Source organism: Sphingomonas bisphenolicum, from assembly GCF_024349785.1.
GTDB classification, from domain to species: Bacteria; Pseudomonadota; Alphaproteobacteria; order Sphingomonadales; family Sphingomonadaceae; genus Sphingobium; species Sphingobium bisphenolicum.
The window spans coordinates 2,484,595-2,510,220 of sequence record NZ_AP018817.1 but is presented as its reverse complement, the minus strand read 5'-3'; the positions used below and the strand labels follow the sequence as shown (position 1 = coordinate 2,510,220).

General features: G+C 64.4%; 24 protein-coding genes and 1 tRNA gene. 18 read left to right on the top strand and 7 right to left on the bottom strand.

All coding sequences use genetic code 11. The features are described 5' to 3' along the window. Positions 1-18: 18 nt before the first annotated feature. The 4 genes from SBA_RS12460 (at position 19) to SBA_RS12445 (ending at position 3,134) form a co-directional block, all read left to right on the top strand. Positions 19-918 carry a class I SAM-dependent methyltransferase gene (locus SBA_RS12460; RefSeq protein ID WP_261934670.1) on the top strand — a complete coding sequence of 300 codons (900 nt, stop codon included), beginning with the start codon at positions 19-21 and terminating at the stop codon, positions 916-918. 10 nt (positions 919-928) lie between these two features. Then, entirely contained in the window at positions 929-1,300 is a 372-nt protein-coding gene (locus tag SBA_RS12455) for a tRNA-binding protein (RefSeq protein WP_261934669.1), read from the top strand. Positions 1,301-1,381: 81 nt separating this feature from the next. Next, a complete protein-coding gene (locus tag SBA_RS12450; protein WP_261934668.1) occupies positions 1,382-2,971 on the top strand; it encodes an MFS transporter in 1,590 nt (529 codons plus the stop codon). 13 nt (positions 2,972-2,984) lie between these two features. After that, on the top strand, positions 2,985-3,134 hold the full coding sequence (locus SBA_RS12445; RefSeq protein ID WP_261934667.1) for a DUF2256 domain-containing protein: 150 nt from the start codon (positions 2,985-2,987) through the stop codon (positions 3,132-3,134). Positions 3,135-3,192: 58 nt separating this feature from the next. On the opposite strand, the gene SBA_RS12440 is transcribed toward SBA_RS12445, so the two are convergent. Then, complete coding sequence (locus SBA_RS12440) at positions 3,193-4,365, bottom strand: acetyl-CoA C-acetyltransferase (RefSeq protein ID WP_224546242.1); 1,173 nt, start codon at positions 4,363-4,365, stop codon at positions 3,193-3,195. Between the two features lie 47 nt (positions 4,366-4,412). Continuing rightward, positions 4,413-5,501, bottom strand: a complete 1,089-nt coding sequence (locus SBA_RS12435; protein WP_224546240.1) for an alpha/beta hydrolase — start codon at positions 5,499-5,501, stop codon at positions 4,413-4,415. Here SBA_RS12435 and phaR point away from each other — a divergent pair. The 3 genes from phaR to proS all read left to right on the top strand — a co-directional run bounded on the left by phaR (position 5,500) and on the right by proS (position 8,067). Continuing rightward, positions 5,500-6,090 carry a polyhydroxyalkanoate synthesis repressor PhaR gene (phaR, locus tag SBA_RS12430; RefSeq protein ID WP_224546238.1) on the top strand — a complete coding sequence of 197 codons (591 nt, stop codon included), beginning with the start codon at positions 5,500-5,502 and terminating at the stop codon, positions 6,088-6,090. The two genes, SBA_RS12435 and phaR, sit on opposite strands and share 2 nt — an antisense overlap. Before the next feature lie 4 nt (positions 6,091-6,094). Beyond that, complete coding sequence (locus SBA_RS12425) at positions 6,095-6,439, top strand: hypothetical protein (RefSeq protein ID WP_261934666.1); 345 nt, start codon at positions 6,095-6,097, stop codon at positions 6,437-6,439. Between the two features lie 101 nt (positions 6,440-6,540). Then, positions 6,541-8,067, top strand: a complete 1,527-nt coding sequence (proS, locus tag SBA_RS12420) for a proline--tRNA ligase (protein WP_261934665.1) — start codon at positions 6,541-6,543, stop codon at positions 8,065-8,067. Between the two features lie 106 nt (positions 8,068-8,173). Here proS and hslU read toward each other — a convergent pair whose 3' ends face one another. Beyond that, the gene (gene hslU, locus SBA_RS12415) at positions 8,174-9,475 is read right to left on the bottom strand and encodes an ATP-dependent protease ATPase subunit HslU (protein WP_261934664.1); all 1,302 of its coding nucleotides are present in this window, start codon (positions 9,473-9,475) and stop codon (positions 8,174-8,176) included. A gap of 43 nt (positions 9,476-9,518) precedes the next feature. After that, positions 9,519-10,061 carry an ATP-dependent protease subunit HslV gene (gene hslV / locus SBA_RS12410; protein ID WP_201785510.1) on the bottom strand — a complete coding sequence of 181 codons (543 nt, stop codon included), beginning with the start codon at positions 10,059-10,061 and terminating at the stop codon, positions 9,519-9,521. A 201-nt stretch (positions 10,062-10,262) separates the two neighbouring features. On the opposite strand from hslV, the gene SBA_RS12405 reads away from it, so the two are divergent. Beyond that, a complete protein-coding gene (locus SBA_RS12405; protein ID WP_224546231.1) occupies positions 10,263-10,451 on the top strand; it encodes a hypothetical protein in 189 nt (62 codons plus the stop codon). A gap of 5 nt (positions 10,452-10,456) precedes the next feature. On the opposite strand, the gene SBA_RS12400 is transcribed toward SBA_RS12405, so the two are convergent. Continuing rightward, entirely contained in the window at positions 10,457-10,585 is a 129-nt protein-coding gene (locus SBA_RS12400) for an entericidin A/B family lipoprotein (protein WP_224546229.1), read from the bottom strand. A gap of 136 nt (positions 10,586-10,721) precedes the next feature. Between SBA_RS12400 and SBA_RS12395 the strand changes: the two genes are divergently transcribed. The 7 genes from SBA_RS12395 (at position 10,722) to SBA_RS12365 (ending at position 18,780) form a co-directional block, all read left to right on the top strand. Then, positions 10,722-10,796 (top strand) — tRNA-Val (locus SBA_RS12395). 116 nt (positions 10,797-10,912) lie between these two features. Next, positions 10,913-13,132 (top strand): S9 family peptidase, encoded by a 2,220-nt coding sequence (locus tag SBA_RS12390; protein WP_261934663.1) that lies wholly within the window; start codon positions 10,913-10,915, stop codon positions 13,130-13,132. Between the two features lie 112 nt (positions 13,133-13,244). After that, positions 13,245-14,270, top strand: coding sequence for an aspartate-semialdehyde dehydrogenase (locus SBA_RS12385; RefSeq protein ID WP_224546225.1), 1,026 nt, complete (start codon positions 13,245-13,247; stop codon positions 14,268-14,270). A gap of 8 nt (positions 14,271-14,278) precedes the next feature. Next, the gene (locus tag SBA_RS12380; protein ID WP_261934662.1) at positions 14,279-14,917 is read left to right on the top strand and encodes a DUF2238 domain-containing protein; all 639 of its coding nucleotides are present in this window, start codon (positions 14,279-14,281) and stop codon (positions 14,915-14,917) included. 44 nt (positions 14,918-14,961) lie between these two features. Continuing rightward, positions 14,962-15,723 (top strand): alpha/beta fold hydrolase, encoded by a 762-nt coding sequence (locus SBA_RS12375; protein WP_261934661.1) that lies wholly within the window; start codon positions 14,962-14,964, stop codon positions 15,721-15,723. Between the two features lie 53 nt (positions 15,724-15,776). Then, positions 15,777-17,600: a M2 family metallopeptidase gene (locus SBA_RS12370; RefSeq protein ID WP_261934660.1), complete on the top strand. Its 1,824-nt coding sequence runs from the start codon at positions 15,777-15,779 to the stop codon at positions 17,598-17,600. A 31-nt stretch (positions 17,601-17,631) separates the two neighbouring features. Beyond that, the gene (locus tag SBA_RS12365; protein WP_261934659.1) at positions 17,632-18,780 is read left to right on the top strand and encodes a GGDEF domain-containing protein; all 1,149 of its coding nucleotides are present in this window, start codon (positions 17,632-17,634) and stop codon (positions 18,778-18,780) included. 5 nt (positions 18,781-18,785) lie between these two features. Here SBA_RS12365 and SBA_RS12360 read toward each other — a convergent pair whose 3' ends face one another. Together SBA_RS12360 and SBA_RS12355 are read right to left on the bottom strand one after the other, a co-directional pair. Then, positions 18,786-20,240 carry an AMP nucleosidase gene (locus tag SBA_RS12360; RefSeq protein ID WP_261934658.1) on the bottom strand — a complete coding sequence of 485 codons (1,455 nt, stop codon included), beginning with the start codon at positions 20,238-20,240 and terminating at the stop codon, positions 18,786-18,788. 93 nt (positions 20,241-20,333) lie between these two features. Continuing rightward, positions 20,334-20,816: a peroxiredoxin gene (locus SBA_RS12355; RefSeq protein ID WP_261934657.1), complete on the bottom strand. Its 483-nt coding sequence runs from the start codon at positions 20,814-20,816 to the stop codon at positions 20,334-20,336. 142 nt (positions 20,817-20,958) lie between these two features. Between SBA_RS12355 and SBA_RS12350 the strand changes: the two genes are divergently transcribed. The 3 genes from SBA_RS12350 (at position 20,959) to SBA_RS12340 (ending at position 25,601) form a co-directional block, all read left to right on the top strand. Beyond that, a complete protein-coding gene (locus SBA_RS12350; protein WP_261936728.1) occupies positions 20,959-21,519 on the top strand; it encodes a YqgE/AlgH family protein in 561 nt (186 codons plus the stop codon). 142 nt (positions 21,520-21,661) lie between these two features. Beyond that, the gene (ahcY, locus tag SBA_RS12345) at positions 21,662-23,080 is read left to right on the top strand and encodes an adenosylhomocysteinase (RefSeq protein ID WP_224546218.1); all 1,419 of its coding nucleotides are present in this window, start codon (positions 21,662-21,664) and stop codon (positions 23,078-23,080) included. 172 nt (positions 23,081-23,252) lie between these two features. Continuing rightward, the gene (locus SBA_RS12340) at positions 23,253-25,601 is read left to right on the top strand and encodes a sensor histidine kinase (RefSeq protein ID WP_261934656.1); all 2,349 of its coding nucleotides are present in this window, start codon (positions 23,253-23,255) and stop codon (positions 25,599-25,601) included. Positions 25,602-25,626: the final 25 nt, after the last annotated feature.

Below are 25,626 nucleotides of genomic sequence, written 5' to 3'. Positions count from 1 at the left end.
CATTTCCGCTTTGTGGGAATGATGACGACGAACGAGACATCGAACAGGCCACCATCCGACCATGGTGATCGGTCCGCTACGGTCCGCACCGATGGGGCCGCATGGGCCGGCGCCAATGGCGACATCTGGGCGCGGGAGTGGCAGCGCACGGACCGCAGCTTTGCCGCACTGTCGATGGAACTGGATCGGACGATCCGGGAGGCCATGGACAGTGCGCCGGTCGCGGTCGCCGATATCGGCTGCGGCGCAGGCGGCACCGCGATCGCGGCGGCCAGGGCCAATGATCGGGCGGATGTCACCGGCTTCGACATTTCCGCGGCCCTCGTCGCTGTGGCGCAGGAGCGGGCGGCGGGCCTGCCCAACTGCCGGTTTCTCGCCGCGCCTGTGGAAGCGGCGATCGGGCAGGCCGGTCCGTTCGACCTGCTGTTGTCGCGCCATGGCGTGATGTTCTTCGACGATCCGGTGGCGGCCTTCGCCGGCATGCGCGCGGCGGCGCGACCGGGTGCACGGCTCGTTTTTTCCTGTTTCCGCGGTGCGGCGCTCAATGGCTGGGCGCGCGAGTTGATGACGACGCTGTCGGGCAGCGCGCCGCCGCCGGCCGGCTATGAACCCGGTCCCTTCGCCTTTGCCGACGAGGCGTTCGTCCAGGCTTTGCTGAACGAAGCGGGATGGGCCGACGTTCAGGCGCGGGCGGTGGACTTCGCCTATCGCGCCGGGGCTGGCCAAGATCCTGTGGCGGATGCAGTCGATTTCTTTAGCCGGATCGGCCCGGCAGCACGCGCGCTCAAGGCCGCCGTGCCGCAGGATCGGGCGGGGCTGATCGCGCAGGTAGAGGCGGTCTGCCGGGCGCGGTTGCAGGACGATGCGGTGGACTTTCCGGCCGCTGCCTGGATATGGTCGGCCACCAACCCGCTGTGAGGGGCGATCCATGCACCTGACCCACGACCCGGCCGCGCCCGCCGGCACCATGATCGGCTTCGACGATTTCCTGAAGATCGACATCCGGATCGGGACGATCCTGTCGGCGGAGCCTTATCCGCAGGCGCGCAAGCCCGCCTACAAGCTGCTGATCGATTTCGGTCCGGCAATTGGACAGAAGCGGTCCAGCGCGCAGATCACCGAAAACCATGCGCTGGCGGACTTGCCGGGGCGACAGGTCGCCGCCGTGGTGAACCTCCCGCCGCGCCAGATCGGCACGTTCATGTCGGAGGTGCTGACGCTGGGCTTTGCCGATGAGACAGGGGCGGTGATGCTGTTCGCGCCGGACAGGCCGGTGCCCAACGGATCGCGACTATTTTAATTTCCGCGTCCCGTCATCCCGCGCTTGTCGGACGGCCACTCCCTTCCGCATAGAGGAAAGCGAACGGTGGGAGAGGGCGGAATGACCGACATGGTCGGCAGCGATTATGTGATGGATGCCAAGCGGGACCGGCTGGTCATTACCGCGTCGGCGCTCGGCACCGTGTTCGAATGGTATGATTTCTACATCTATGGCGTGCTGGCGCCGATCATCGGGCGGACATTCTTTCCCACCGACAATCCCACCGTCGAACTGCTCTATACGCTGGCGGGGTTCGCCATCGGGTTCGCGTTCCGGCCGATCGGGGCGGTGCTGTTCGGCTATCTGGGCGACCGACTGGGGCGGAAATATACGTTTCTGGCGACCATCGTGCTGATGGGCCTCGCGACCGCGGGGGTCGGTTTGACGCCGTCCGCCGCGAGCATCGGGATAGCGGCGCCGATCATCCTGATCGGCTTGCGGATCGCGCAGGGGCTGGCGCTGGGCGGCGAATATGGCGGGGCGGCAATCTATGTCGCGGAACATGCGCCGGCGGGGAAGCGGGGATTTTATACCAGCTTCATCCAGGCAGGCGTGATCGGCGGTTTCATCCTGTCGTTGATCGTCGTGGTCGGCACGCAGGCGATCGTCGGCCAGGCGGCGTGGGACGCGTGGGGATGGCGCATCCCCTTCGTCCTGTCGCTGGTGCTGCTGGCGATCTCACTGTGGATGCGGTTGATGCTGCGCGAAAGTCCGGTGTTCCTGGCGATGAAGAAGGCGGGCACGCAGGCGAAGAACCCGATCCGGGAAGCCTTTACCGCGCCGGGCAACAGGAAGCGGATGTTCGTGGCGATGATCGGCATCGCGGCGGGCTTTACCGTCATCGCCTATACAGTGATGTTCCAGGCGCTCTATTTCCTGCAGAACGGCCTGCATGTCGCGGCGGGGGTGGCGCAATTGCTGGTCGGTGGCAGCGCCTTCATCGGCATGGGCGCGTTTATCTTCTTCGGCTGGCTGTCCGACCGGATCGGGCGGAAGAAGCCGATCGTGATCGGCTATGCGCTGGTGCTGCTGCTGGCGCTGCCGCTCTACCAGTTCATGGGCGCGACCGCGAACCCCGCGCTGACGCAGGCGGCGCAGCGCGCGCCGGTGGTGGTGAGCGGTCCCGATTGCCGGTTCGATCCCTTCGCCAAGGTGCAGCCGACGGCGTGCGGCAAGCTGCTCGACCATTTTTCCAAGCGTGGCATTCCCTATGACAAGCGCGATGGCGCGACGCCGGCGGTGGCGATCGGCGGGGTGGCGGTCGGCGACCTGAGCGCGGAGGGGCTTGATGCGGCATTGGAACGGCGGGGTTATGATTTCGGCGCGGTGACGCCGGACTGGCCGCGCGCGATGATGGTGTTCGCAGCGCTGCTGTTGCTGTGGACGCTGTCGGGCGCGACATATGGGCCGGTCGCGGCCCTTCTGTCGGAATATTTCCCGGCGCGCATCCGCTATAGTTCGCTGTCGATCCCCTATCATATCGGGACCGGCTATTTCGGCGGGTTCCTGCCGCTGGTCAGCCAATATATCGTCGCGCGGACGGGCAATCCCTATGCCGGGCTATGGTATACGCTGGCGATCGTGGCGCTGGCGCTGGTCACTTGTCTGGTCGCGCTGCCGGAGACGAAGGACCGATCGCTCGACGCCTGAAGGGACTGGAACGATGCCAAGCGGGGTCGCCAAACGGGATCTGCCGACCAAGACATGCCCGGTCTGCCAGCGCACCTTCGCCTGGCGGAAGAAATGGGAGCGTGACTGGGAGAATGTGGTCTATTGTTCAGACCGGTGCCGGGCCGCAGCCAGGAAGGGCTGACAGGCAAAAGGCCGCCGCTCCGTCAAGAGCGGCGGCCTTTTGGTAACTCAGGAGGAAATCAGCGCTCGATGCACATGGCGACGCCCATGCCGCCGCCGATGCAGAGGGTGGCGAGGCCCTTCTTCGCGTCACGCTTGGCCATTTCGTAGAGAAGAGTGGTCAGCACGCGCGCGCCCGACGCGCCGATCGGGTGGCCGATGGCGATCGCGCCGCCATTGACGTTGACCTTCTCCGCATCCCAGCCCAGTTCCTGGCCGACCGACAGCGCCTGCGCGGCGAAGGCTTCATTGGCTTCGATCAGATCGAGGTCGGCGACCGACCAGCCGGCCTTTTCCAGCGCCTTGCGGCTGGCCGGGGCCGGGCCGATGCCCATGATCGCCGGATCGACGCCGCAGGTGGCGAAGCCGGCGATGCGGCCGAGGATGGTCGCGCCGCGCTTGGCGGCGGCGTCGGCAGTCATCAGCACCAGCGCGGCGGCGCCGTCATTGAGGCCGCTGGCGTTGGCGGCGGTGACGGTGCCGTCCTTCTTGAAGGCGGGCTTGAGCTTTTCCATCGCTTCGATAGTGGCGCCGGCGCGGATATATTCGTCGGCATCGACGATGGTGTCGCCCTTGCGCCCCTTGATCGTGACCGGCACGATTTCGTCGGCGAAGCGGCCCGATGCGCGTGCGGCTTCGGCCTTGTTCTGGCTGGCGACGGCGAAGATGTCCTGCGCTTCGCGGCTGATCTGGTATTTCTCGGCCAGATTTTCGGCCGTGATGCCCATATGATAATTGTTGAAGGCGTCGGTCAGACCGTCATGGATCATCGTGTCAATGAGGCTGACATTGCCCATCTTGCTGCCAGCGCGCAGATATTGCGCATGGGGGGCGAGCGACATGCTTTCCTGGCCGCCCGCGACCATGATGCTGGCGTCGCCGGCGCGGATCGCCTGCGCCGCGAGGGCGACGGCGCGCAGGCCCGAACCGCACAACTGGTTGAGGCCGATGGCGGTCCGCTCGACCGGGATGCCGGCGTTGACCGCGGCCTGCCGTGCGGGGTTCTGCCCCTGGCCGGCGGTCAGCACCTGGCCCAGGATCACTTCGTCCACTTCATCGGGCGCGACGCCGGCCTGCGCGAGCGCGGCGATGATCGCCTGGCGGCCCAGTTCGTGCGCGGGGGTCGAGCCGAAGGCGCCCATGAAGCTGCCGACGGCAGTGCGCTTTGCGGCGGTGATGACGATGTCTGACAAAGGCTTGATCCTCGATTCCAGTGGTTGTTTTCGCAGGCGCAATAGCATCAACCGCCATGGCTGAAAAGCCAGTGGGACAGCGGTTCCCAAAGCGTTTCGCGGGCGCGTCCGCCCACGACCATGCCGACATGGCCGAGCGAAAGGCTGCGCTCTTCGCGCAAGCGAGGGCCGGCGGCGGCGGGCACGATGCGGTCGCTGGTCGACACGATCGACAGGGTCGGGCAATCGAGCGCGGTCGGGTCCACGGTGCGCGCGTCGATGCGCCATTGGCCGCGTCCGCTGACATTGCCGGCGTAGAAATGGTCGAACAGGTCGCGCCCCGCCGCGAAGGTCAGCGGCGCGCCGCCATTGGCCCAGTCCTCCACCGCGAGGAAGGCGCGCTCGGCGTCGGACCCGGCCTCCATGTCGGCGAAAGCCGCATATTTGCCTATGGTGCGCGCCGGGTCCATGGCCCAGAAGCCCGATTGCAGCACCTCCATCGGGACGTAGCCGATCCGCTCGCTCATGGCGCGGGCGCCGTTCCACAGGCTCCCGATCAAGTCCAGGTCGGCGGCGGGAAAGGCGTCGAACCGCCAGGGCGCGGCGATGGTCGCGACGGCGGGAAAGGCGCCCATGGTCGCTGCGCCGAGCGCGAGGCTGCCGCCCAGGCAATAGCCGACCAGGATCGGCGGTCTGGGGAGAGCGGCGAGCAGCGGCAGCAGCCGCTCGGTAACATGGCCGTCGAGACCTAGCCTAGCATCGTGCGGCATCGGCGGGCCCCAATCGACCAGATGCGCGTCGTGGCCTGCTGCAGCCATGTGGCGCAGCAAGGATCTGCTTTCGGACAGGTCCAATACGCGCGGCGGATTGATGAGAGACGGGATGAAAACCACGGGAGAACGGCCATTTTCCGCACCATGCTGCAGCAATCGGGCAGGGCCGGCGGTGCTGACGCAACGCGCCGGCGGCGGGGCGGGCGGACGCGCTGCATCCTGATATTTGCGCAATCCCGCGAACGCCCGGCGGCGAAGTTCGGGATCGTCCTGCGTTTCGCGCCATAAAATATTGAGAAAAAGGGGTAAAGGCCGCGGTCCATGTTGCGGTGCGGCATCGCCCTGTGCTAATGCGAGATGTTCAGGTGTGGGAGAGGAATCCATGGCCAAATCTAAGACCGCAAATGAATCGGAACCGGTCGTCATCAAGAAGTACGCCAATCGGCGGCTCTATAATACCGAAACTTCGAGTTATATCACGCTGGACCTTTTGTCGCAGATGACGCGCGAGGGGCGCGAGTTTACCGTGGTCGACGCCAAGACCGGCGAGGATATCACGCATAACGTCCTGACCCAGATCATCATGGAAGAGGAACAGCGCGGCAAGAACATGCTGCCCGTCAATTTCCTGCGCCAGTTGATCGCGATGTACGGCGATTCCATGCAGTCGATGGTGCCGCAATATCTGGAAGCGTCGATGGATGCATTCCGCAAGAACCAGCAGCAGTTCCAGGAAGCGATGAAGGGCGCGTTCGGCGGCGGCCCGTTGGCCGATATCGCCAAGCGCAACATGCAGATGTTCGAAGCGGCGGCCAGCGCCTTCGGCAACGGGGTGCCTGGTATGCCGGGTATCCCGGGCATGACGCCGCCTGCCGCAGCGCCGGCGGCGACCGATGGCAGCAAGGACGACGAGATCAACGATCTCAAGGCCCAACTCGCCGCGCTCAACGCCAAGATCGACAAGCTGACCTGAAGCGATGGCGAAGGCGGACAGGCTGGAACGGTTGGACGTCCGCCGCGAAGAGGTGGAGGCTGAGTATCGCGATGCGTTGATCGCGGCCCTGCGGGTGGCGGCGAACGGGCAATGGGGCCTGTTCGACCATCAGAAGGACAAGGTCGCGCGCGCGCGCGTCGCGCCCGTCATAGCGGCGCTGGGCGAACTGGCGGACGAGATTGACGGGATGCGCGATACGCTGGGGCTGGAGCCCTTTGCGCTGCATCAGCGCTTCATGGCGGCGCGCGGTCCCGCCGCGGCCGATGCGGTCGGCGAACCCAGGCAGGCGAAGGCTTGGCTGGAAGAGATGGGCGCGGCGACCGCCTGACGCGCTGCCGATCGGCACGCGCCCTGTCGTCGGGGGTCGACAGGGAGGCCGCCTCTGGCTTATGGCGCGCCATTCCCTTTTTACGTCAGGTTTTCGATCCCGTGAAACACGCCCTTTCCGTCACCCGCGAACAGGATTTTTCCGCCTGGTATCAGGCCGTCATTTCGGAGGCCGACCTGGCCGAGGAAAGCGGCGTGCGCGGCTGCATGGTCATCCGTCCTTGGGGCTATGGCATCTGGGAGCGCATCCAGACCTTGCTCGACGCCAGGATCAAGGCGACGGGGCATGAAAATTGCTATTTCCCGCTGTTCATTCCGCTTTCCTATTTCGAGAAGGAGGCCGAGCATGTCGACGGCTTCGCCAAGGAAATGGCGGTCGTCACGCATCACCGGCTGATCCAGAAGGACGGCAAGCTGGTGCCGGACCCCGAAGCCAAGCTGGAGGAGCCGCTGGTCGTGCGGCCGACGTCGGAGACCGTGATCGGCGCGGCGTTCAGCCGCTGGGTGCAGAGCTGGCGCGACCTGCCGGTTCTCATCAACCAGTGGGCCAACGTCGTGCGCTGGGAAATGCGCACGCGCATGTTCCTGCGCACCAGCGAGTTCCTGTGGCAGGAGGGCCATACCGCGCACGCCACCGTCGATGAGGCGATGGAAGAGACGATGAAGATGCTGGAAGTCTATCGCAGCTTCGCCGAGGATTGCGTCGGCCTGCCGGTGGTCGCGGGCGAGAAGCCGGAGAATGAACGCTTCCCCGGCGCCGTCGCGACCTATTCGATCGAGGCGATGATGCAGGATGGCAAGGCGCTGCAGGCCGGCACCTCGCATTTCCTGGGCACGACTTTCAGCCAGGCGCAGAATATCAAGTTCCAGAATGCCGAAGGGCAACAGGAACTGGCGCAGACGACGAGCTGGGGCATGTCCACCCGCATGATCGGCGGCCTCATCATGGTGCATGGCGACGACGATGGCCTGCGCGTCCCGCCGCGCGTCGCGCCCTATCAGGTCGTCGTCGTGCCGATGCTGCGCGACAATGACGAGGACGCCGCGATTTTGGATTATTGCGGCGAACTGGTGGCGTCCCTCAATGAGCTGGACGCCTTCCGCGAGCCCGTCCGCGCGCTGCTCGACAAGCGGCCGGCCAAGGCCGCGACCAAGCGCTGGGGCTGGGTGAAGAAGGGCGCGCCGATCGTGATCGAAGTGGGCGGCCGCGATGTTTCGGGCGGCAATGTGTCGGTGATCCGCCGCGATCGCCTCTATCGCGAGGATGGCAAGCTCGACAGCCAGATCGTCGCCAAGGGCGATTTCGTGGCGGGCGCAACCGCCATGCTGGAGGATATTCAGGCGTCCCTCTTCGCCGACGCCAAAGGCCGGCTGGACGGCAGCATCGATCGCTCGATCGGCACGCTAGACGCGCTGAAAGCCTATTTCAACGCCAGCGCCAGGCCCGGCTGGGCGCTGGTCCAGTGGGCCAGGCCGACCGGCGAGGCGCTGGAGAAGGTGGTGCAGTGGCTCAAGGGCGAGAAGCTGACGCTGCGCAACGTGCCGCTGGATGCGGACGCGGCGGACGGCGCGTGTATCTTCACCGGCGGGCAGGCCGTGGAGCGCGTACTGGTTGGGCGCAGTTACTGAGCAACTGATTTTTAATCAGTGGGTCGTTCGTTCCGAGCGAACGGAGATTTGGTAAATCGGAGCGGGATGAGAGGATGGTTTCCCCTCTCATCCCGTTTTCGCCTAATTACAGAACATATTTGCTGAGGTCGGTGTCGTGGGCGACCGCTGACAATTGCTTCTCGACATAGGCCGCATCGATCACGAGCGTTTCGCCACGGCGGTCTTCGGCTTCGAAGCTGACATCCTCCAGCAGCTTTTCCATCACCGTCTGGAGGCGGCGGGCGCCGATATTCTCGATCTCGCTGTTCACGTCGGCGGCGATCTTCGCGACGGCGCGGATGCCGTCGGGCGTCAGGTCGATCGTCACCTCCTCAGTCGCCAGCAGCGCGCGATATTGGGCGACGAGGCTGGCTTTGGTATCGGAGAGGATGGCGACGAAATCCTCCTCGGTCAGCGCCTTGAGTTCGACGCGGATCGGCAGCCGGCCCTGGAGTTCGGGCAGCAGGTCGCTGGGCTTGGCGACATGGAAGGCGCCCGACGCGATGAAGAGGATATGGTCGGTCTTGAGCGGGCCATATTTGGTCGATACGGTCGTCCCTTCGATCAGCGGCAGCAGGTCGCGCTGCACGCCTTCGCGGCTGACGGAGCCGCCGCGCACATCGCTGACCGCGATCTTGTCGATCTCGTCGAGGAAGACGATGCCATTCTGCTCGGCGCTGGTGATGGCGACGCGGGCGACGTCATCCTGGTCCAGCCGCTTGTCCTGCTCTTCCTCGACCAGCTTGTCCCAGGCTTCGGCGACGCGCATCTTGCGGCGCTTCTTCTGTTGCTGGCCGAACGCCTTGGACATCATGTCGGACAGGTTGATCATGCCGACCTGTCCGCCCATGCCGGGGATTTCCATCGGCATGGAGGGGCTGTCGGCGACTTCCACCTCGACCTCGACCTCGTTCATCTGGTCGGCTTCGATCTTCTGACGGAAGGAGAGGCGTGTGGCCTCGCTCGCTTCCTTGCCGGTCAGCGCGTCGAGCAGGCGGTTCATCGCGGCTTCGGAGGCGGCTTCGCGCACGGCTTCGCGGCGGCGGTCCTTCTCCAGCCGCACAGCTTCCTCGACCAGATCGCGGACGATCTGTTCGACGTCACGGCCGACATAGCCGACCTCGGTGAACTTGGTCGCCTCGACCTTGACGAAGGGGGCGTCGGCCAGCTTGGCGAGGCGGCGGCTGATCTCGGTCTTGCCGCAGCCCGTCGGCCCGATCATCAGGATATTCTTGGGCGTCACCTCGTCGCGCAAATCGGCGGACAGGTGCTGGCGGCGCCAGCGGTTGCGCAGCGCGACCGCAACGGCGCGCTTGGCGTCCTGCTGGCCGATGATGTGTGCGTCGAGCGCAGCGACGATGGCTTTGGGGGTCAGGTTGTCGTTCATCAAAAAACTCCCCCCTCCCTTTCAAGGGAGGGGCTTTTTTAGTTTAGGCGGCGCTGTCCAGCGTTTCGATGGTCAACTGGTCGTTGGTGTAGACGCAGATGTCGGCCGCGACGGCCATCGCCTTGCGGGCGAGGGTTTCGGCGTCTTCCTCATATTCCATCAGCGCGCGCGCGGCGGCGAGGGCGAAATTGCCGCCCGAACCGATCGCGGCAACGCCGTTCAGCGGCTCCAGCACGTCGCCATTGCCGGTCAGGATCAGGGTGACATCCTTGTCGGCGACGATCATCATCGCTTCCAGGTTGCGCAGATATTTGTCGGTGCGCCAGTCCTTGGCCAGTTCGACCGCGGATCGCATCAACTGGCCGTTATGGCGCTCCAGTTTGGCTTCGAGCCGTTCGAACAGGGTGAAGGCGTCGGCGGTGGCGCCGGCGAAGCCGCCGATCACGCTGCCGTCATGCAGGCGGCGGACCTTGCGGGCATTGGGCTTCATCACGGTCTGGCCCATGGACACCTGGCCGTCGCCGGCGACGACGACCTTTCCATTCTTGCGGGCTGACATGATGGTGGTGCCATGCCAGACGGGCATGGAAGAGCTGCTTTGGTCGGTCATGACGCGGCATATGGGACGCTGTGCCGCCGCGTGCAAGTCGCGCGATGCAACGGGATGAAGCGTGTCATTTCAGCGACAATATTCTTACAAATCGTGCAGGAACAAATGCCGGTCAATTGACTTGATGCACCGCAACATCAATGATCGCTATCCCACATATGACGGGGGAGGACACGCATGACTCTCAAGGCCAGAGCACAGGAAAAGGTCGAGCGCGCGGGAATTTCCAACTATTCGTTCGATCATGACGTGCTGGTCATGTGTGGCGTGCGTTATACCATCGAAGCCTGCGAATGTGGCGAACCCGATTGCGATGGTGTGCGCTTGCGCAAGAATGCGACCGCGATCGGCCGCATCCTCCAATAGTCTGTTTAATGCATCGCGTCCTTGCCGGCGCGCCCGACCGATTCGATGTCGCGCCCGACACCCTGCACCGTATTGCAGGCGGCCAGCGCCGTGAGCAGCAGGCTTCCGATCAGAAGGGCGAGACTTTTGGGCATGAAGGCGCAACTCCGTAATTTCGAAAGCCCCTTATAGGCGGCGATACGCGCGGGCGGAAACGCTTTTGCATCAAATCGATGCGGGGATGTTGACAGGGCGCGCCACCGATGCCAAAGGCCGCCTCCTCCTTACAGGGGGCGCGTAGCTCAGCGGTAGAGCACACCCTTCACACGGGTGGGGTCACAGGTTCAATCCCTGTCGCGCCCACCATGATCCAAGCGATCATGGCAGGACAGATAATTTCCCGGCATTGATCTTTTCTAATCCGACGCGCTAAATCTGCGCCATCATGCGGCGCGTTTGCGCGCCGACCGGAAAGGACGATCATGCCCCCCTATCTGAAAGCCGGCGCAGCCCTCGGTGCGCTGCTGCTCTCCCCTCTTCCCGCCAGCGCGCAGGAGCAACTGACGCTGGAGCGCGTGTTCGCCAGCCCCGACCTGGCGGGGCCACAGCCGCGCGCGTTGAAATTGTCGCCGGACGGATCGCTGGTGACGCTGCTCAAGCCTCGCGCCGACGAGAAGGAACGGCTCGACCTGTGGGCGATCGACAGCAGGACGGGCGCGGAACGGATGCTGGTCGATTCGAAGAGGACCGGCAGCGGCGCGGAGCTTTCCGAAGCGGAGAAGATGCAGCGCGAGCGCGATCGCTCCGTGGCGGGCAGCACCGGCATCACCAGCTATGACTGGGCGCCAGACGGGAAGAGCATATTGGTGCCGGTGGATGGCGACCTCTATCTTGCCGGGTTGGATGGCAAGGTCACGCGCCTGACCGATACACCCGATGGCGAGTTGAATGGCGTGGTCAGCCCCAAGGGCGGCTATGTCTCCTTCGTGCGCGGTGGCAATCTGTTCGCCCAGCCGATCGGCGGCGCGGAACGGCAGTTGACGCAGGGCGCCAGCGATACGCTGAGTTGGGGCGTGGCCGAGTTCGTGGCGCAGGAGGAAATGGACCGGCGCACCGGTTACTGGTGGTCGCCCGACGACGCGCGGATAGCGGTCGCCCGCGTCGATGAAAGCCCGGTCGGCATCGTCACCCGCACCGCGATCGGCGGGGAGGGGACGAAGGTTTATCAGCAACGCTATCCCGCCGCCGGCACGCCCAATGCGATCGTGGACCTGTTCGTGATGAAGCCTGACGGGTCGGGCCAGGTCCAGGTCGAGCTGGGCGCGGACAAGGATATCTACCTCGCCCGCGTCGACTGGTCGAAGGACGGCAAGACGCTCTATGTCCAGCGGGAGAGCCGGGACCAGAAGCGGCTCGACCTGCTGGCGGTCGACCCGGCGACCGGCAAGGCCAGGGTGGCGCTGACCGAGACGGCGAAAAGCTGGATCAACCTGTCGAACAATTTTCATGCGCTGAAGGATGGCAGTTTCCTCTGGTGGTCTGAGAAGAGCGGGCATGGGCATCTGTATCGCGTGAGCGGCGGCAAATGGACGGCGCTCACCAGCGGCGACTGGGAGGTGCGCGATGTCGTGGGCGTGGATGAGGCCAAGTCGCTGGTCTATTTCACCGGCAATCGCGAAACGCCGCTGGAGCAGCAGCTTTATGTGACGACTCTGGGCAAGGCGGGGCAGGCGCGGGCGCTGACGTCCAAGGGTTGGTGGAACGACGCCGTCATGGACGGGGCGGCGAGCCGGGTCGTTGTGACGCGCCAGAATAGCGATCAGCCCAAGCAGGTCTATCTGGCCGACAGCGGCGGCAAGCAGTTGCAATGGCTGTCGGAAAATGCGCTGACGGGCAGCCATCCCTATGCGCCCTATGTCGCGGGCCATGTGAAGACGGTGTTCGGCACGGTGAAGGCGGCGGACGGCACGACGCTGTACACCAAGATCATGACGCCCAAGATGGAGCCGGGGAAGCGCTACCCCGTCTTCATGATCCATTATGGCGGCCCGGGCGGCGGACGGCAGGTAACCAACACATGGTCCGGCGCGCTCAACCAATATCTGGTGGATCGCGGCTGGATCGTCTTCGCGATCGACAATCGCGGCACCCCCGATCGCGGCAAGGCGTTCGAGGATCATCTCTACCGCGCCATGGGCACGGTCGAGGTCGAGGATCAGTTGAAGGGCGTGGAATGGTTGAAGGCCCAGCCGTTCGTGGACCCCAGGCGGATCGCGACCTATGGCTGGTCCTATGGCGGCTATATGTCGCTCAAGCTGCTGGAGAAGGCACCGGGCGTGTTCGCCGCGGCGGTGGCGGGTGCGCCTGTGACCAAATGGCAGCTCTACGACACCCACTACACCGAACGCTATCTGGGCCAGCCGCAGGACAAGACCAGCGCCTATCCGGCATCGGGCGCGGTGGACGAGGCGGTGAAGATCACCGATCCGCTGCTGCTGATCCACGGCATGTCCGATGATAATGTCGTGTTCGACAATGCGACCGCGCTGATGGCGAAGATGCAGGGCGAAGCGGTGCCGTTCGAGATGATGGCCTATCCGGGCCAGACCCATCGCGTCGGCGGGCCGGGCATCAGCGTCCACCTGTGGAAGACGATCGAGCATTTCCTGGCGGAGCATGCCGGCGGGCCGACTTCGGAATAAAATTGCGTCGATGAAGGGCTTTGCAGCAGCGAAGCCCTTCTTTCTGGACAAATGTAGCGACAGCGCTATGGCGCGCACTCCGCAATTATGCATTGGAGTGGAGACTTTAGTCATGGGTTACAAGGTCGTCGTCGTGGGTGCCACCGGTAATGTGGGCCGCGAAATGCTGACCATTCTCGCCGAGCGCGAGTTCCCTATTGACGAGATTGCGGCGGTCGCTTCGTCGCGGTCGCAGGGGCTGACCGTGGATTTCGGTGAGACCGGCAAGACCATAAAATGCCAGAATATCGAGCATTTCGATTTCACCGGCTGGGACATCGCCCTGTTCGCCGCGGGGAGCGGCCCGACGGAAATCTATGCGCCCAAGGCGGCGGCCGCCGGTTGCGTCGTGATCGACAACAGCTCGCTCTATCGCATGGACCCGGACGTCCCGCTGATCGTGCCCGAAGTGAACCCGGATGCGATCGACGGCTACAAGAAGAAGAACATCATCGCGAACCCCAACTGCTCGACCGCGCAGATGGTCGTGGCGTTGAAGCCGCTGCATGACGCCGCCAAGATCAAGCGCGTGGTCGTGTCGACGTACCAGTCGGTGTCGGGCGCAGGCAAGGCGGGCATGGACGAACTGTTCGAGCAGAGCCGCAACATCTTCGTCGGCGATCCGGCCGAACCGAAGAAGTTCACCAAGCAGATCGCCTTCAACGTGATCCCGCATATCGACGTTTTCCTGGACGATGGTTCGACCAAGGAAGAATGGAAGATGGTCGCGGAAACCAAGAAGATCCTCGATCCCAAGGTGAAGGTGACCGCGACCTGCGTGCGCGTGCCGGTGTTCGTCGGCCATAGCGAATCGATCAACATCGAGTTCGAGAATGAGATTTCGGCCAAGGAAGCGCAGGACATCCTGCGCGAAGCGCCGGGCATCATGCTGGTCGACAAGCGCGAGGACGGCGGATACATCACGCCGATCGAATGCGTGGGCGATTTCGCGACCTTCATCAGCCGCGTGCGCGAGGATTCCACGATCGAGAACGGCATCAACCTGTGGTGCGTCAGCGACAATCTGCGCAAGGGCGCAGCGCTGAACGCGGTGCAGATCGCCGAACTGCTCGGCCGTCGTCACCTCAAAAAGGGCTGACGCCTCTCATGATTGCCGGCGCTGTCGCGATGTGGAAAGCTCTTCCGATCGCACAGCGCCGGATGATCGTCTTGCTGGCGGCAGCCATTGGCCTCGCCAATATCGCCCAGCCCTATCCCGATCTCGCGCCGCTCCAGCATGGACCGACTGTCGCGCTGGTCCTGACCGCGCCCTGGCTGCTGCGCCGCTGGCCGCTTTCCACATCGTCAATCGGCTGCATCTGGCTGTTCCTGCTGCTTCATACGGTGGGCGCGCGCTGGATCTATAGCTATGTGCCCTATGACGACTGGGCGCGGGCGCTGAGCGGGCATGATATTTCCAGTCTCTTCGGCATGACCCGCAATGGTTATGATCGGCTGGTGCATTTTGGCTTCGGCGCATTGCTGACACTGCCGATCGCGGAAGCTGCGCGGCGTCATGGCGGATTGCCGTTGCGGTGGAGCCTGGCCTTCGCGTTCGCGGCGATCGGCCTGGGCAGCGCGCTTTACGAGATATTCGAATGGCTGCTCACGATCATGGCCGCGGGCGAAACGGCGGACTATTATAATGGGCAGCAGGGCGACGTCTGGGACGCGCAGAAGGACATGGCCGCCGCGCAGGTCGGCAGCGCATTGGCGCTGATCGCGCTCTTGCGCCGCCGGGGATGACGCCATATCGGCAGGGCGTCCCAGCCCGATAAGGAAATGCCCCGATGACCGACCTGCCGATCGAACGCCACGACATCAAGGGTTTCGACGGATTGCCGATCGCAGTGCATATGGTCGGAGAGGGGCGTGATCTCGTGCTGATCCACGGCTATTTCTCCAACGCCTTCACCAATTGGGTCCGCTACGGCCATGCCGCCAGGCTGGTGGAGGCGGGATTCCGCCTGATCCTGCCGGACCTGCGCGGCCACGGCGAAAGCGCCAAGCCGCATGATCCCACCGCCTATCCGCCCGACGCGCTGACCGATGACAATCTGGGGCTGGTCGCGCAACTGGGACTGACCGACTATGATCTGGGCGGCTATTCGCTGGGCGCGCGGACGACGGTGCGGATGCTGGCGCGCGGCGCGACGCCGCGGCGCGTGATATTGGCCGGCATGGGGTTGCGCGGGCTGACCAAGACGCTCGACAAGGGCGGCTATTACAAGAATGTGCTGAACAACCTGGGCACGTTCGAGCGCGGCACGTCGGAATGGATGACCGAGGCGTTCCTCAAGACGACCAAGGGTGATCCGGTGGCGATGCTGCACATTCTCAACACCTTTGTCGATACCGACGAAGCGACCATCGCCGGGTTCCGGCAGCCGACCGCAGTAATCTGCGGCGCGGACGATCGCGACAATGGCGTTGCGCAGGAACTCGCCGAAACATTGCCAAACGGACGCTATGTCGAGGTTCCGGGCAATCATATGAATGCGGTCACCCGCAAGGAACTGGGGCAGGCGATGGTCGATTTCCTGACGGCTTGACTGTATCGCCAAGCCAAGTCACCTTCCCCGTCATAACCGATCAGGGGAACCTCATGAAAATCGCTATATCGATGGCCGCGCTTGCGGCCGCCCTCGTTGTTTCGCCGGTATTGGCGCAGCAGGCGCCCGCTGCCGCCGCGCCCACCGCGGCCGAAGCCGACGCGTTCCTCGCCAAGGCGGAGAAGGCGCTGTTCGACCAGTCGATCGTCAGCGGCCGCGCGGCATGGATCAACGCGACCTACATCACCGACGATACCGACGCGATCGCGTCCTATTTCGGCGCGATCGACACCAAGCAGCGGGTCGATTATGCGCTGGAGGCGGCGAAATACGCGACCGCGCCGGGGCTGAGCATGGAGACGAAGCGTCGGCTGACGCTGCTGCGCACCGCGCTGACGCTGCCCGCGCCGACGACGCCGGGCGCCGCCGAAGAACTGAACGATCTCGCGACCAAGCTGCAGTCCGCCTATGGCAAGGGGAAGGGGACGCTGAAAGGCCAGCCGATCAACGGCAGCGATATCGAAGAGCAGATGGGGATCAACCGCAACCCCGACGAACTCAGGGAAATGTGGGTCAGTTGGCACGACAATGTCGGCGCGCCGATGCGGACCGACTATGCCAAGCTGGTCGATATCGCCAATGCAGGGGCCAAGGAGCTGGGCTTTGCCGATACCGGCGCGATGTGGCGGTCCAAATATGACATGCCGGCCGACGATTTCGCCAAGCTGACCGACAAGATCTGGGCGGAGGTCAAGCCGCTCTATGACGATCTCCATTGCTACACGCGCACCAAGCTGAACGAGAAATATGGCGATGCGGTGCAGCCCAAGACCGGGCCGATCCGCGCCGACCTGCTCGGCAATATGTGGGCGCAGGAATGGGGCAATATCTACGACGTCGTCGCACCGCAGGGCGCGGGCGATCTCGGCTTCGATACGACCGATCTGCTGAAGGCCAAGGGCTATGACCCGGTCAGGATGGTGAAGACGGGCGAGGGTTTCTACAGCTCGCTGGGGTTCGAGCCGTTGCCGCAGACTTTCTGGGAGCGGTCGCAGATTACCAAGCCGCGCGACCGCGAGGTCATCTGTCATGCCTCCGCCTGGGACATAGACAACAAGAACGACATCCGCATCAAGATGTGTACGAAGGTGAATGGCGATGATTTCGTCACCATCCATCATGAACTGGGGCATAATTATTACCAGCGCGCCTATCAGAAGCATAGCCAGCTCTATCTGGATGGCGCCAATGACGGCTTCCATGAAGCGATCGGCGATTTCGTCGCTTTGTCGATCACGCCCGACTATCTGGTGAAGATCGGCCTGCTCGATCCGGCCAAGGTGCCGGGCGCGGACAAGGATCTGGGCCTGTTGCTGCGTCAGGCGATGGACAAGGTCGCCTTCCTTCCCTTCGGCCTGCTGATCGACAAATGGCGCTGGGGCGTGTTCGACGGATCGATTCCGCAGAGCCAGTATGAAAAAGGCTGGACCGACCTGCGCCTGCAATATCAGGGCATCACGCCGCCCGTATCCCGCGACGAGACGAAGTTCGACGCCGGCGGCAAATATCATATTCCCGGCAACACGCCCTATACGCGCTACTTCCTGGCGCGGGTGCTGCAGTTCCAATTCTATGAGGCGGCGTGCAAGCAGGCCGGCTGGAAAGGGCCGCTGCATCGCTGTTCTTTCTACGGAAACAAGGCTGTAGGCGCGAAACTTGATGCCATGTTGCAAATGGGCGCGTCAAAGCCTTGGCCCGACGCGTTGCAAGCCTTTACCGGCAGTCGCGAAATGTCAGGCAAGGCGCTGGTCAATTATTTCGCACCATTGCAGAAGTGGTTGATTACGCAAAATAAAGGCAAGTCCTGTGGCTGGTAAGCCGGAGTAAATCTTGGTAAATGGCTGGTGTATGAACGCACCAGCCATTCTCCTGTCCCTGCTGTTCGGCACCGCTGCCGTCATGACCGTCGCGCTGACTGTGGCGTGGCTGCATTTCGGTCGACAACGGCATGTCCTGACATGGACCGCCTCCTACGGCATCGGCATGGTGCAATGGACGGCCAATGCCTGCGGCTTCTTCCTCAAAAGTCCCGGCTGGTTCATCGTCACCGGCGTCGGACTGATCATCAGCGGATCGTTGCTGGCGATCGGCATTCGCCAGCGATCGGGGAAACCGTTGCGGCTGGCCGGATTCGTGATTCCCGCTATTATCGTGATCCTGGCCATGGCGTTCGCCATCGGTCCGGCCGGCAGCCAGATCATGCAGGGCCTGATCATTCCCGCCTATGTCGGCGCATTGCTGGCGGCGAGCGCCGTGTCGCTTTGGCCCAGGGACCGGTCTTTCACGCCCCCGGAACTGGTGTTCTTCCTCGCCCTGCTGGCCTTCGTCATCGTCCAGCTGGCGCTGGCGGGGTCGGCCATGATGATTCGCGGACCCGAGATGGGGAAGGATCTCTATCGCCTGATCTTCAGCATCTTCATGCCGACCATCTATGTGGCCACCGCCGTCACGGCGGTGCTGGTGGTCGCGGGCGACCTGGCCCAGCAACTGCGCACGCAGATGCGTCATGATCCGCTGACCCAGGTCTTGAACCGCCGGGGTCTGGACGAGGCGGCGGCGCGGGCGATGGCGCTTGCCCGGCGGCAGAGCCTGCCGCTGGCGCTGGTCGTATGCGATCTCGACGGGTTCAAGGCGCTCAATGACGGCCATGGCCATATTGCGGGCGATCAGGCGCTAAAAGGCTTCGCTCAGTTGCTCACCAGCGCGGTGCGTCGCGGCGATGTCGTGGGGCGGATGGGCGGCGACGAATTCGGGCTGCTGCTGATGAACACCAGCGCCGGCGCCGCCGCAGACGTGATGGAACGCGTGCGTAGCGAGGTCGGTCACCTGGCGCTGCCGGGATTTCCCGACGTCTGGCTGCGCGCCAGTTTCGGCGTGTCCGAACTGGCCGCCGCCGACATCCAGATGGAAGATTTGGTCGCGCGGGCGGATGCAGCCCTTTATGCCGCCAAGAAGGACGGCAAGGACCGCATCAGCATCTGGCAGGAAGCGGCTTAAACCACTTAGCGGAACGGCGGTTCGTTGAAGGCGCGCAGCTTGCGGCTGTGCAGCTTTGCCCCTTCCTCGCGCAGCAGTTCGCAGGTCATCAGGCCCACGCGCAAATGGCTGGCGATGGCTTCCTCATAGAAACGGTTGGCCTGTCCCGGCAGCTTGAGTTCGCCATGGATCGGCTTGTCGGATACGCACAGCAAAGTGCCGTAGGGAACGCGGAAGCGATAGCCCTGGGCCGCGATGGTCGCCGATTCCATGTCGATGCCGACCGCGCGCGACAGGCTGAAGCGCAGGGCCGAGCTGGAATAGCGCAATTCCCAGTTCCGATCGTCGGTGGTGACGACCGTGCCGGTGCGCAGGCGGCGCTTGAAATCCTCCGGATCGCTGTGACCCAGCACGGCTTCGGCAGCCTGCGCCATGGCGACCTGCACTTCGGCGATCGCCGGCACCGGAATTTCGGGCGGCAGCATCTCGTCCAGCACATGATCGTCGCGCAGATAGGCGTGGGCCAGCACATAGTCGCCGATCCGCTGGCTGGGACGCAGGCCGCCGCAATGGCCGATCATCAGCCAGGCTTCCGGACGCACGACGGCGAGATGATCGCAGATGGTCTTTGCGTTGGACGGGCCGACGCCGATATTGACCAGGGTGATGCCGCTGCGGTCCGGCGCGATCAGGTGATAGGCGGGCATCTGGTGCCGGCGCCAGGCGCTGTCGGCGATCATCCGCGCCGGGTCGGCGGTTTCCGGGGTCACATAGACGCCGCCGGCACCCGACAAGGCCGTGTAGCGGCTGCCTTCACGCTGTAGCTCATCGCAGGCCCAGGCGACGAATTCGTCAACATAGCGGTGATAGTTGGTGAAGAGAATATAGCGCTGCACATGTTCGGCCGGCGTGCCGGTATAATGTTTCAGGCGCGCCAGCGAGAAATCGGTGCGCAATCCGTCGAACAGGGCAAGCGGGCGATCGCCGTTCGGATCGGGCATGAACAGGCCGTCGGCGATCTCGTCACCGATTTCCGCCAGTTCGGTGGCGGGGAAGTGGCGAGCCAGTTCGGTCGGCGGCGTGCCATCCAGCGCGCTCATGTCCAGGCCGTCCAGCACATAGGGGAAGGGGATCTGCTGTTCGCTCAGCCCGGCCTCCACATCGACGCCATAGTCGCGGACGAGCAGGTCGATCTGTTCGGCGAGATAGTCGGCGAACATGGCGGGGCGGGTTACGGTGGTGACGTAGCGTCCCGGCTTGGAGAGGCGGGCGAAGGAGCGGCCCGGCGGCGGCGCATCGCTGTCGCCATGATAGACGATGCGCAGCTCAGGATAGCAGTAGCGCCGGTCGGCCTTGGCCTCTGGCGGCGGGACGCTGCCGTCGCGGGCGTAGGCCCGCATCGCTTCGCGCAGATTTTCGATGGATGTCTGATAGATACGGTCAAGTTGCGTGACCGTTGCGCTGCCGATGCTTTGTGTCATCGCCCCCTGTTACCGCCTTTGCGTGACGGAAGGAAGACGCAGCGTGCAGATCGGGCGGCGGACTTGAAATCCGCCGCCCGATCGCCTTTATAACTAGAGCTGTTCGAGCATATGGTCGGCCGAGGAGACCTTGAAGTCGCCGGGCGCTTCGACGTTCAGCTCCGAGACCACGCCATCCTTGACGATCATCGAGAAACGCTGGCCGCGCTGGCCCAGGCCGAACTTGCTGCCGTCCATGGTCAGGCCCACGGCCTGTGCGAAATCGCCATTGCCGTCGGCGAGCATCGTGACCTTGCCGTCCGCGCCGGCCGACTTGCCCCAGGCGCCCATGACGAAGGCGTCGTTGACGGCGGTGCAGGCGATTTCATCCACGCCCTTCGCCTTGAGCGCTTCGCTCTTGTCGATGAAGCCGGGCAGGTGCTTGGCCGAACAGGTGGGGGTGAAGGCGCCGGGAACCGAGAAGATGGCGACGGTCTTGCCGGCGAAATAGTCGTCCGAAGCCACGGCTTCGGGGCCGTTTTCGGTCATCTGGGTGAAGGTGGTGCTGGGAAGGCGATCGCCTTTGGAAATGGTCATGTCTGTCTCCTGGCCTATGACGGGCGGGAGGTCGGCGCTGGCACGGCCGCTGTCAAGACGCCCGGCCAGTTATATGTCACGACGCCCTGCCGATGCGACCATGCGTCCTTGGCAAGGGCCGGAGGCGGGCTATATTCAGGACATGATCCAGACGCGCTTCTATGGCGGGCATTTCCTGCTCGCCCTTCCCGGCATGGCGGACATGCGGTTCGACCATTCGGTCGTGGCGCTATGCGTCCATGATGATAATGGCGCGCTCGGCATTGCGGTCGATCAGGAGATAGAGGGCGTTTCGCTGCGTGAACTGCTCGAAAGCTTCGATATCGACGGCAGCCAGGTGGCCGACACGCCGGTCCTGCGCGGAGGGCCTGTCGAACCAAGGCGTGGCTTCGTCCTCCATTCGCTCGACTGGGGCGGCCAGGACATGGTGCAGGTGGGCGGTCGGTGGGGGCTTTCGGGGTCGCTCGACATATTGAAGGCGATCGCACAGGGAAGGGGGCCAAGCCGTTATCTGGTCGCGCTCGGCTATGCCGGCTGGGGGGCGGGGCAACTGGAACAGGAAATGGGCGGGGAAAGCTGGTTTCTCGCCGATGGCGATCCCGACCTGCTGTTCGACGTGCCGACGTCCCGCAAATGGGCGGCGGCCTACGCTGCGGCTGGTGTGGATGCGTCCCACCTCGTCCCCGGCGCCGGATCGGCCTGAAGGAGCGATGTTCTTCGGCAGGTACATAAAGAAATCTTTATATGAGTTGCCATGCGCATTGCCGGTTGGTAAGGCGCATTCCATCGCCACCGCCCGCCTTGTCGCTGGCGTGGCTCCATTCTAAGCTGACGGAGATACGCTCGTGGCCACTGCACCCGCCACCCAGGCGCAGGATTATGTCATCGCCGATATCGCCCTTGCCGCCTTTGGCCGCAAGGAAATGGACATCGCCGAAACCGAAATGCCCGGCCTGATGGCGCTGCGCGCCGAGTTCGGCCCGTCGCAGCCGCTGAAGGGCGCGCGCATCACCGGATCGCTGCACATGACGATCCAGACCGCCGTGCTGATCGAGACGCTGACGGCGCTGGGCGCGGAAGTTCGCTGGGCGACCTGCAACATCTATTCTACGCAGGACCATGCCGCCGCCGCGATCGCCGCGTCGGGCGTGCCGGTCTTCGCGATCAAGGGCGAGACGCTCCAGGAATATTGGGACTATGTCGAGCGCATCTTCGACTGGCACACCGATGAATCCGGCGTCTGCAACATGATCCTGGACGATGGCGGCGACGCCACCATGTTCGCGCTGTGGGGCGCGCGCGTCGAGGCAGGCGAGGAACTGTTCACGCCGTCGAACGAGGAAGAGGAAATCTTCTGCTCGGTGCTCAAGCGCGTGCTGGCCGAACGTCCCGGTTTCCTGACCAAGACGGTCGCCGCCATCAAGGGCGTGTCGGAAGAGACCACCACCGGCGTCCATCGCCTGTATGAACTGGCGAAGAAGGGCAAGCTGCCCTTCCCGGCGATCAACGTGAACGACAGCGTCACCAAGTCGAAGTTCGACAACCTCTATGGCTGCAAGGAATCGCTGGTCGACGCGATCCGTCGCGGGACCGACGTCATGCTGGCGGGCAAGATTGCATGCGTCGCGGGCTTCGGCGATGTCGGCAAGGGGTCGGCGGCCTCGCTCCGCAACGGCGGCGCGCGCGTCCTGGTGACCGAAGTCGATCCGATCTGCGCGTTGCAGGCGGCGATGGAAGGCTATGAAGTCGTGACGATGGAAGAGGCCGCGCCGCGCGCCGACATCTTCGTCACCGCGACCGGCAATGAAGGCGTGCTGACCGTCGATCATATGCGCGCGATGAAGAATATGGCGATCGTGTCCAACATCGGCCATTTCGACAGCGAGATCGAGATTGCCGGCCTGTCCAACATGAAGTGGACCGAAATCAAGCCGCAGGTCGACGAAGTCGAATTCCCCGACGGCAAGAAGATCATCGTCCTGTCGAAGGGCCGCCTGGTCAATCTGGGCAACGCCACTGGCCATCCCAGCTTCGTGATGTCGGCCAGCTTCACCAACCAGACGCTGGCGCAGATCGAACTGTGGACCAAGAGCGAGACCTACGGCAACGACGTCTATGTCCTGCCCAAGCATCTGGACGAGAAGGTCGCCGAACTGCATCTGGAAAAGCTGGGTGTGAAGCTGACAAAGCTGAGCCAGCGTCAGGCCGATTATATCGGCGTGCCGGTCGAAGGCCCGTTCAAGCCCGATCACTACCGCTACTAAATGGCGCGGGCGCTGCTGAACAACGGGGCGCTACAGCAAGACACGGAAGAGGGAGGCGGCGACGCCTCCCTTTTTTCTCGTGCGCCTTCTTGGCCATGCGATCGATCTGGGTTAGGCCCAACCGGCTTATGAACAGGGACAGCCAGGCTCAGCGCGCACGGACAAGAATGTCATGACGACATTGTCCCCCTATGCCGCGATCATTTTCGGCGTGGTGCTGGCCGGCTGGCTGGGCGCTGCCGTCTGGGCGCTGGTCAGCGGCCAGCGGATGCGGCGTGAGGGCACGCATGCGCAGGGCAAGCTCGATCGGCTGACCATGTTGCTGGCGTCCGCGCCGGCCGCGCCGATCATCGTCCACCCCGATGGGCGGCTGGAAGCGGCCGATCGCCTGGCCAAATGGCTGGGAAAGCCGCGCGTACCGACCTTCGCCTCCGAACTCACGGCGCCTGACGGCGGGCTGGAACCGGAAGACGCGGCTGCTTTGGCGCAGGAGATCGCCTCGGCCCAGCGTGCGGGCAAGAGCTTCGCTCTGCCGGTGCGCGGCCAAGGATCGTCGCGCCTGCTGCTGGTACGCGGCGCGCCGGCCGGGCCGGGCATCGCGGCCAGCGGCGGCGTCATCCTATGGATTTTCGACGCGACCGACAGCCAGGCGGAAATCCAGTCGCTGCGCGGCCATGTCGAGCAGTTGCGCGATGCGCTGGAGGCGCTGGCCGGGCTGGTCGAGGCCGCGCCCTTCCCGATGTGGCACCGCACCCCCGACCTGCGCCTCAGCCTGGTCAACAGCGCCTATGTCCGCGCGGTCGACGGGCAGGGGGCGGGCGATGTCATCGCCCATGGCACCGAACTGGTGGAAACCGTCGCGGGCCTGACGCCGGAGGCCGCCGCCGCCGAAGCGATCACCCGCGACGAACCGATCGAACGGATGGTGCCCGCTACGATCGATGGCGAACGGCGCACGATGCGCGTTGTCGATGTGCCTCTGGGGGCGGCGGGCGTCGCGGGCTATGCCGTCGACCAGCATGAACTGGAACAGGCGCGGGTCGAGCATCGGCGGCTGGAGGCGGCGCAGCGCGACCTGCTCGACCGGCTGTCCGCCGGCGTCGCCCGCTTCGGCCCCGACCGGGCCTTGCGCTTCTGGAACCAGCCCTTCATCAGCCTGTTCGGCCTGCATCAGGATGCGCTGGCCGACGCCCCGCTGTTCGAGCGGGTGCTGGACCAGATGCGCGACGCGCGGCGGCTGCCCGAACATCGCGACTTTCCGGCCTGGCGGGCGGAGCGGCGGCAATGGTTCCTGTCGCCCGATCCGCTGGAGGAAAACTGGCTGCTGCAGGATGGCACCCATTTGCGCGTTTATGCCCAGCCTTTGCCCGATGGCGGCCTGCTGCTGATCTTCGAGGACCGGACCGAGCAAGTGCAATTGTCGAGCGCGCGCGACACGCTGCTGCGGGTACGGACGGCGACCTTCGACAATCTGTTCGAATCGATCGGCGTCTTCTCCTCCGACGGGCGGTTGCAGATGTGGAACAGCCGCTTCCGCGTCATCTGGGGCGCCAGTGAGGATCTGCTGGCGGGGCATCCGCGCATCGACGATCTGATGCGGGCGGTGCAGACCCAGTTGGCCAAGCCGGAACAGGCCAATCTGGTGCGCGAACTGGTGCGCGCCGCCACGATCGAGCGCAAGCAGCGTATCGGCCATGTCGGTTTCGCCGATGGGCGCATCTTCGAATTCGCCGCGATCCCGCTGCCCGACGGCAATGCGTTGTTCACCATGCTGGACGTGACCGACAGCCGCCGGGTGGAACAGGTGCTGCGCGACCGGAACGAAGCATTGGAGCAGGCGGATAAGGTCAAGACCGCCTTCGTCACCAATATGAGTTATGAACTGCGCACCCCGCTCACCACTATTTCTGGTTTCGCCGAGATGATGAGCGCGGGTTATGCGGGGGAACTCAGCCCATCGGCCGCCGAATATGTCGATGGCATCCTCAAAAGTACGGCCCGCCTGTCGATGCTGATCGACAATGTGCTGGACCTGACCCAGGGCGAAGTCGGCACGCTGCCTATCGATCATGTCCGCGTCGACCTGGCCACCGTGGTGCGGGCCAGCGCCAGCCGGATGATGATGGATGCCACCGCCAAGGGCATGGAAATCGATTTGACGCTGCAAGACAGTCTGGGCGCGGTGCAGGGCGACGCCCGGCGGATCGGCCAGGCGATCGATCATCTGCTGGAAAATGCGATCCGCTATTGCGGCAAGGGCGCCCGCATCCTGCTGCATGGAGACGGCATGGCGGACAAGGCGCGGATCGTTGTGTCGGACAATGGCCCCGGCATTGCGGCCGGGCAGCAGGCGGCGATCTTCGATCCGGCGGCGCGCGCGGGACAGGCGCGCAACGGCGGCCGGGCGGGGATCGGCCTGCCGCTGGCGCGGCAACTGGCCGAAGCGCATGGCGGCACGTTGCAACTGGTGTCGGAAGCCGGGCAGGGGACCATGGCCGTGATCGAACTGCCGCGTGGCTGAAGCGGTCGTGCACCTCGACGGTGAA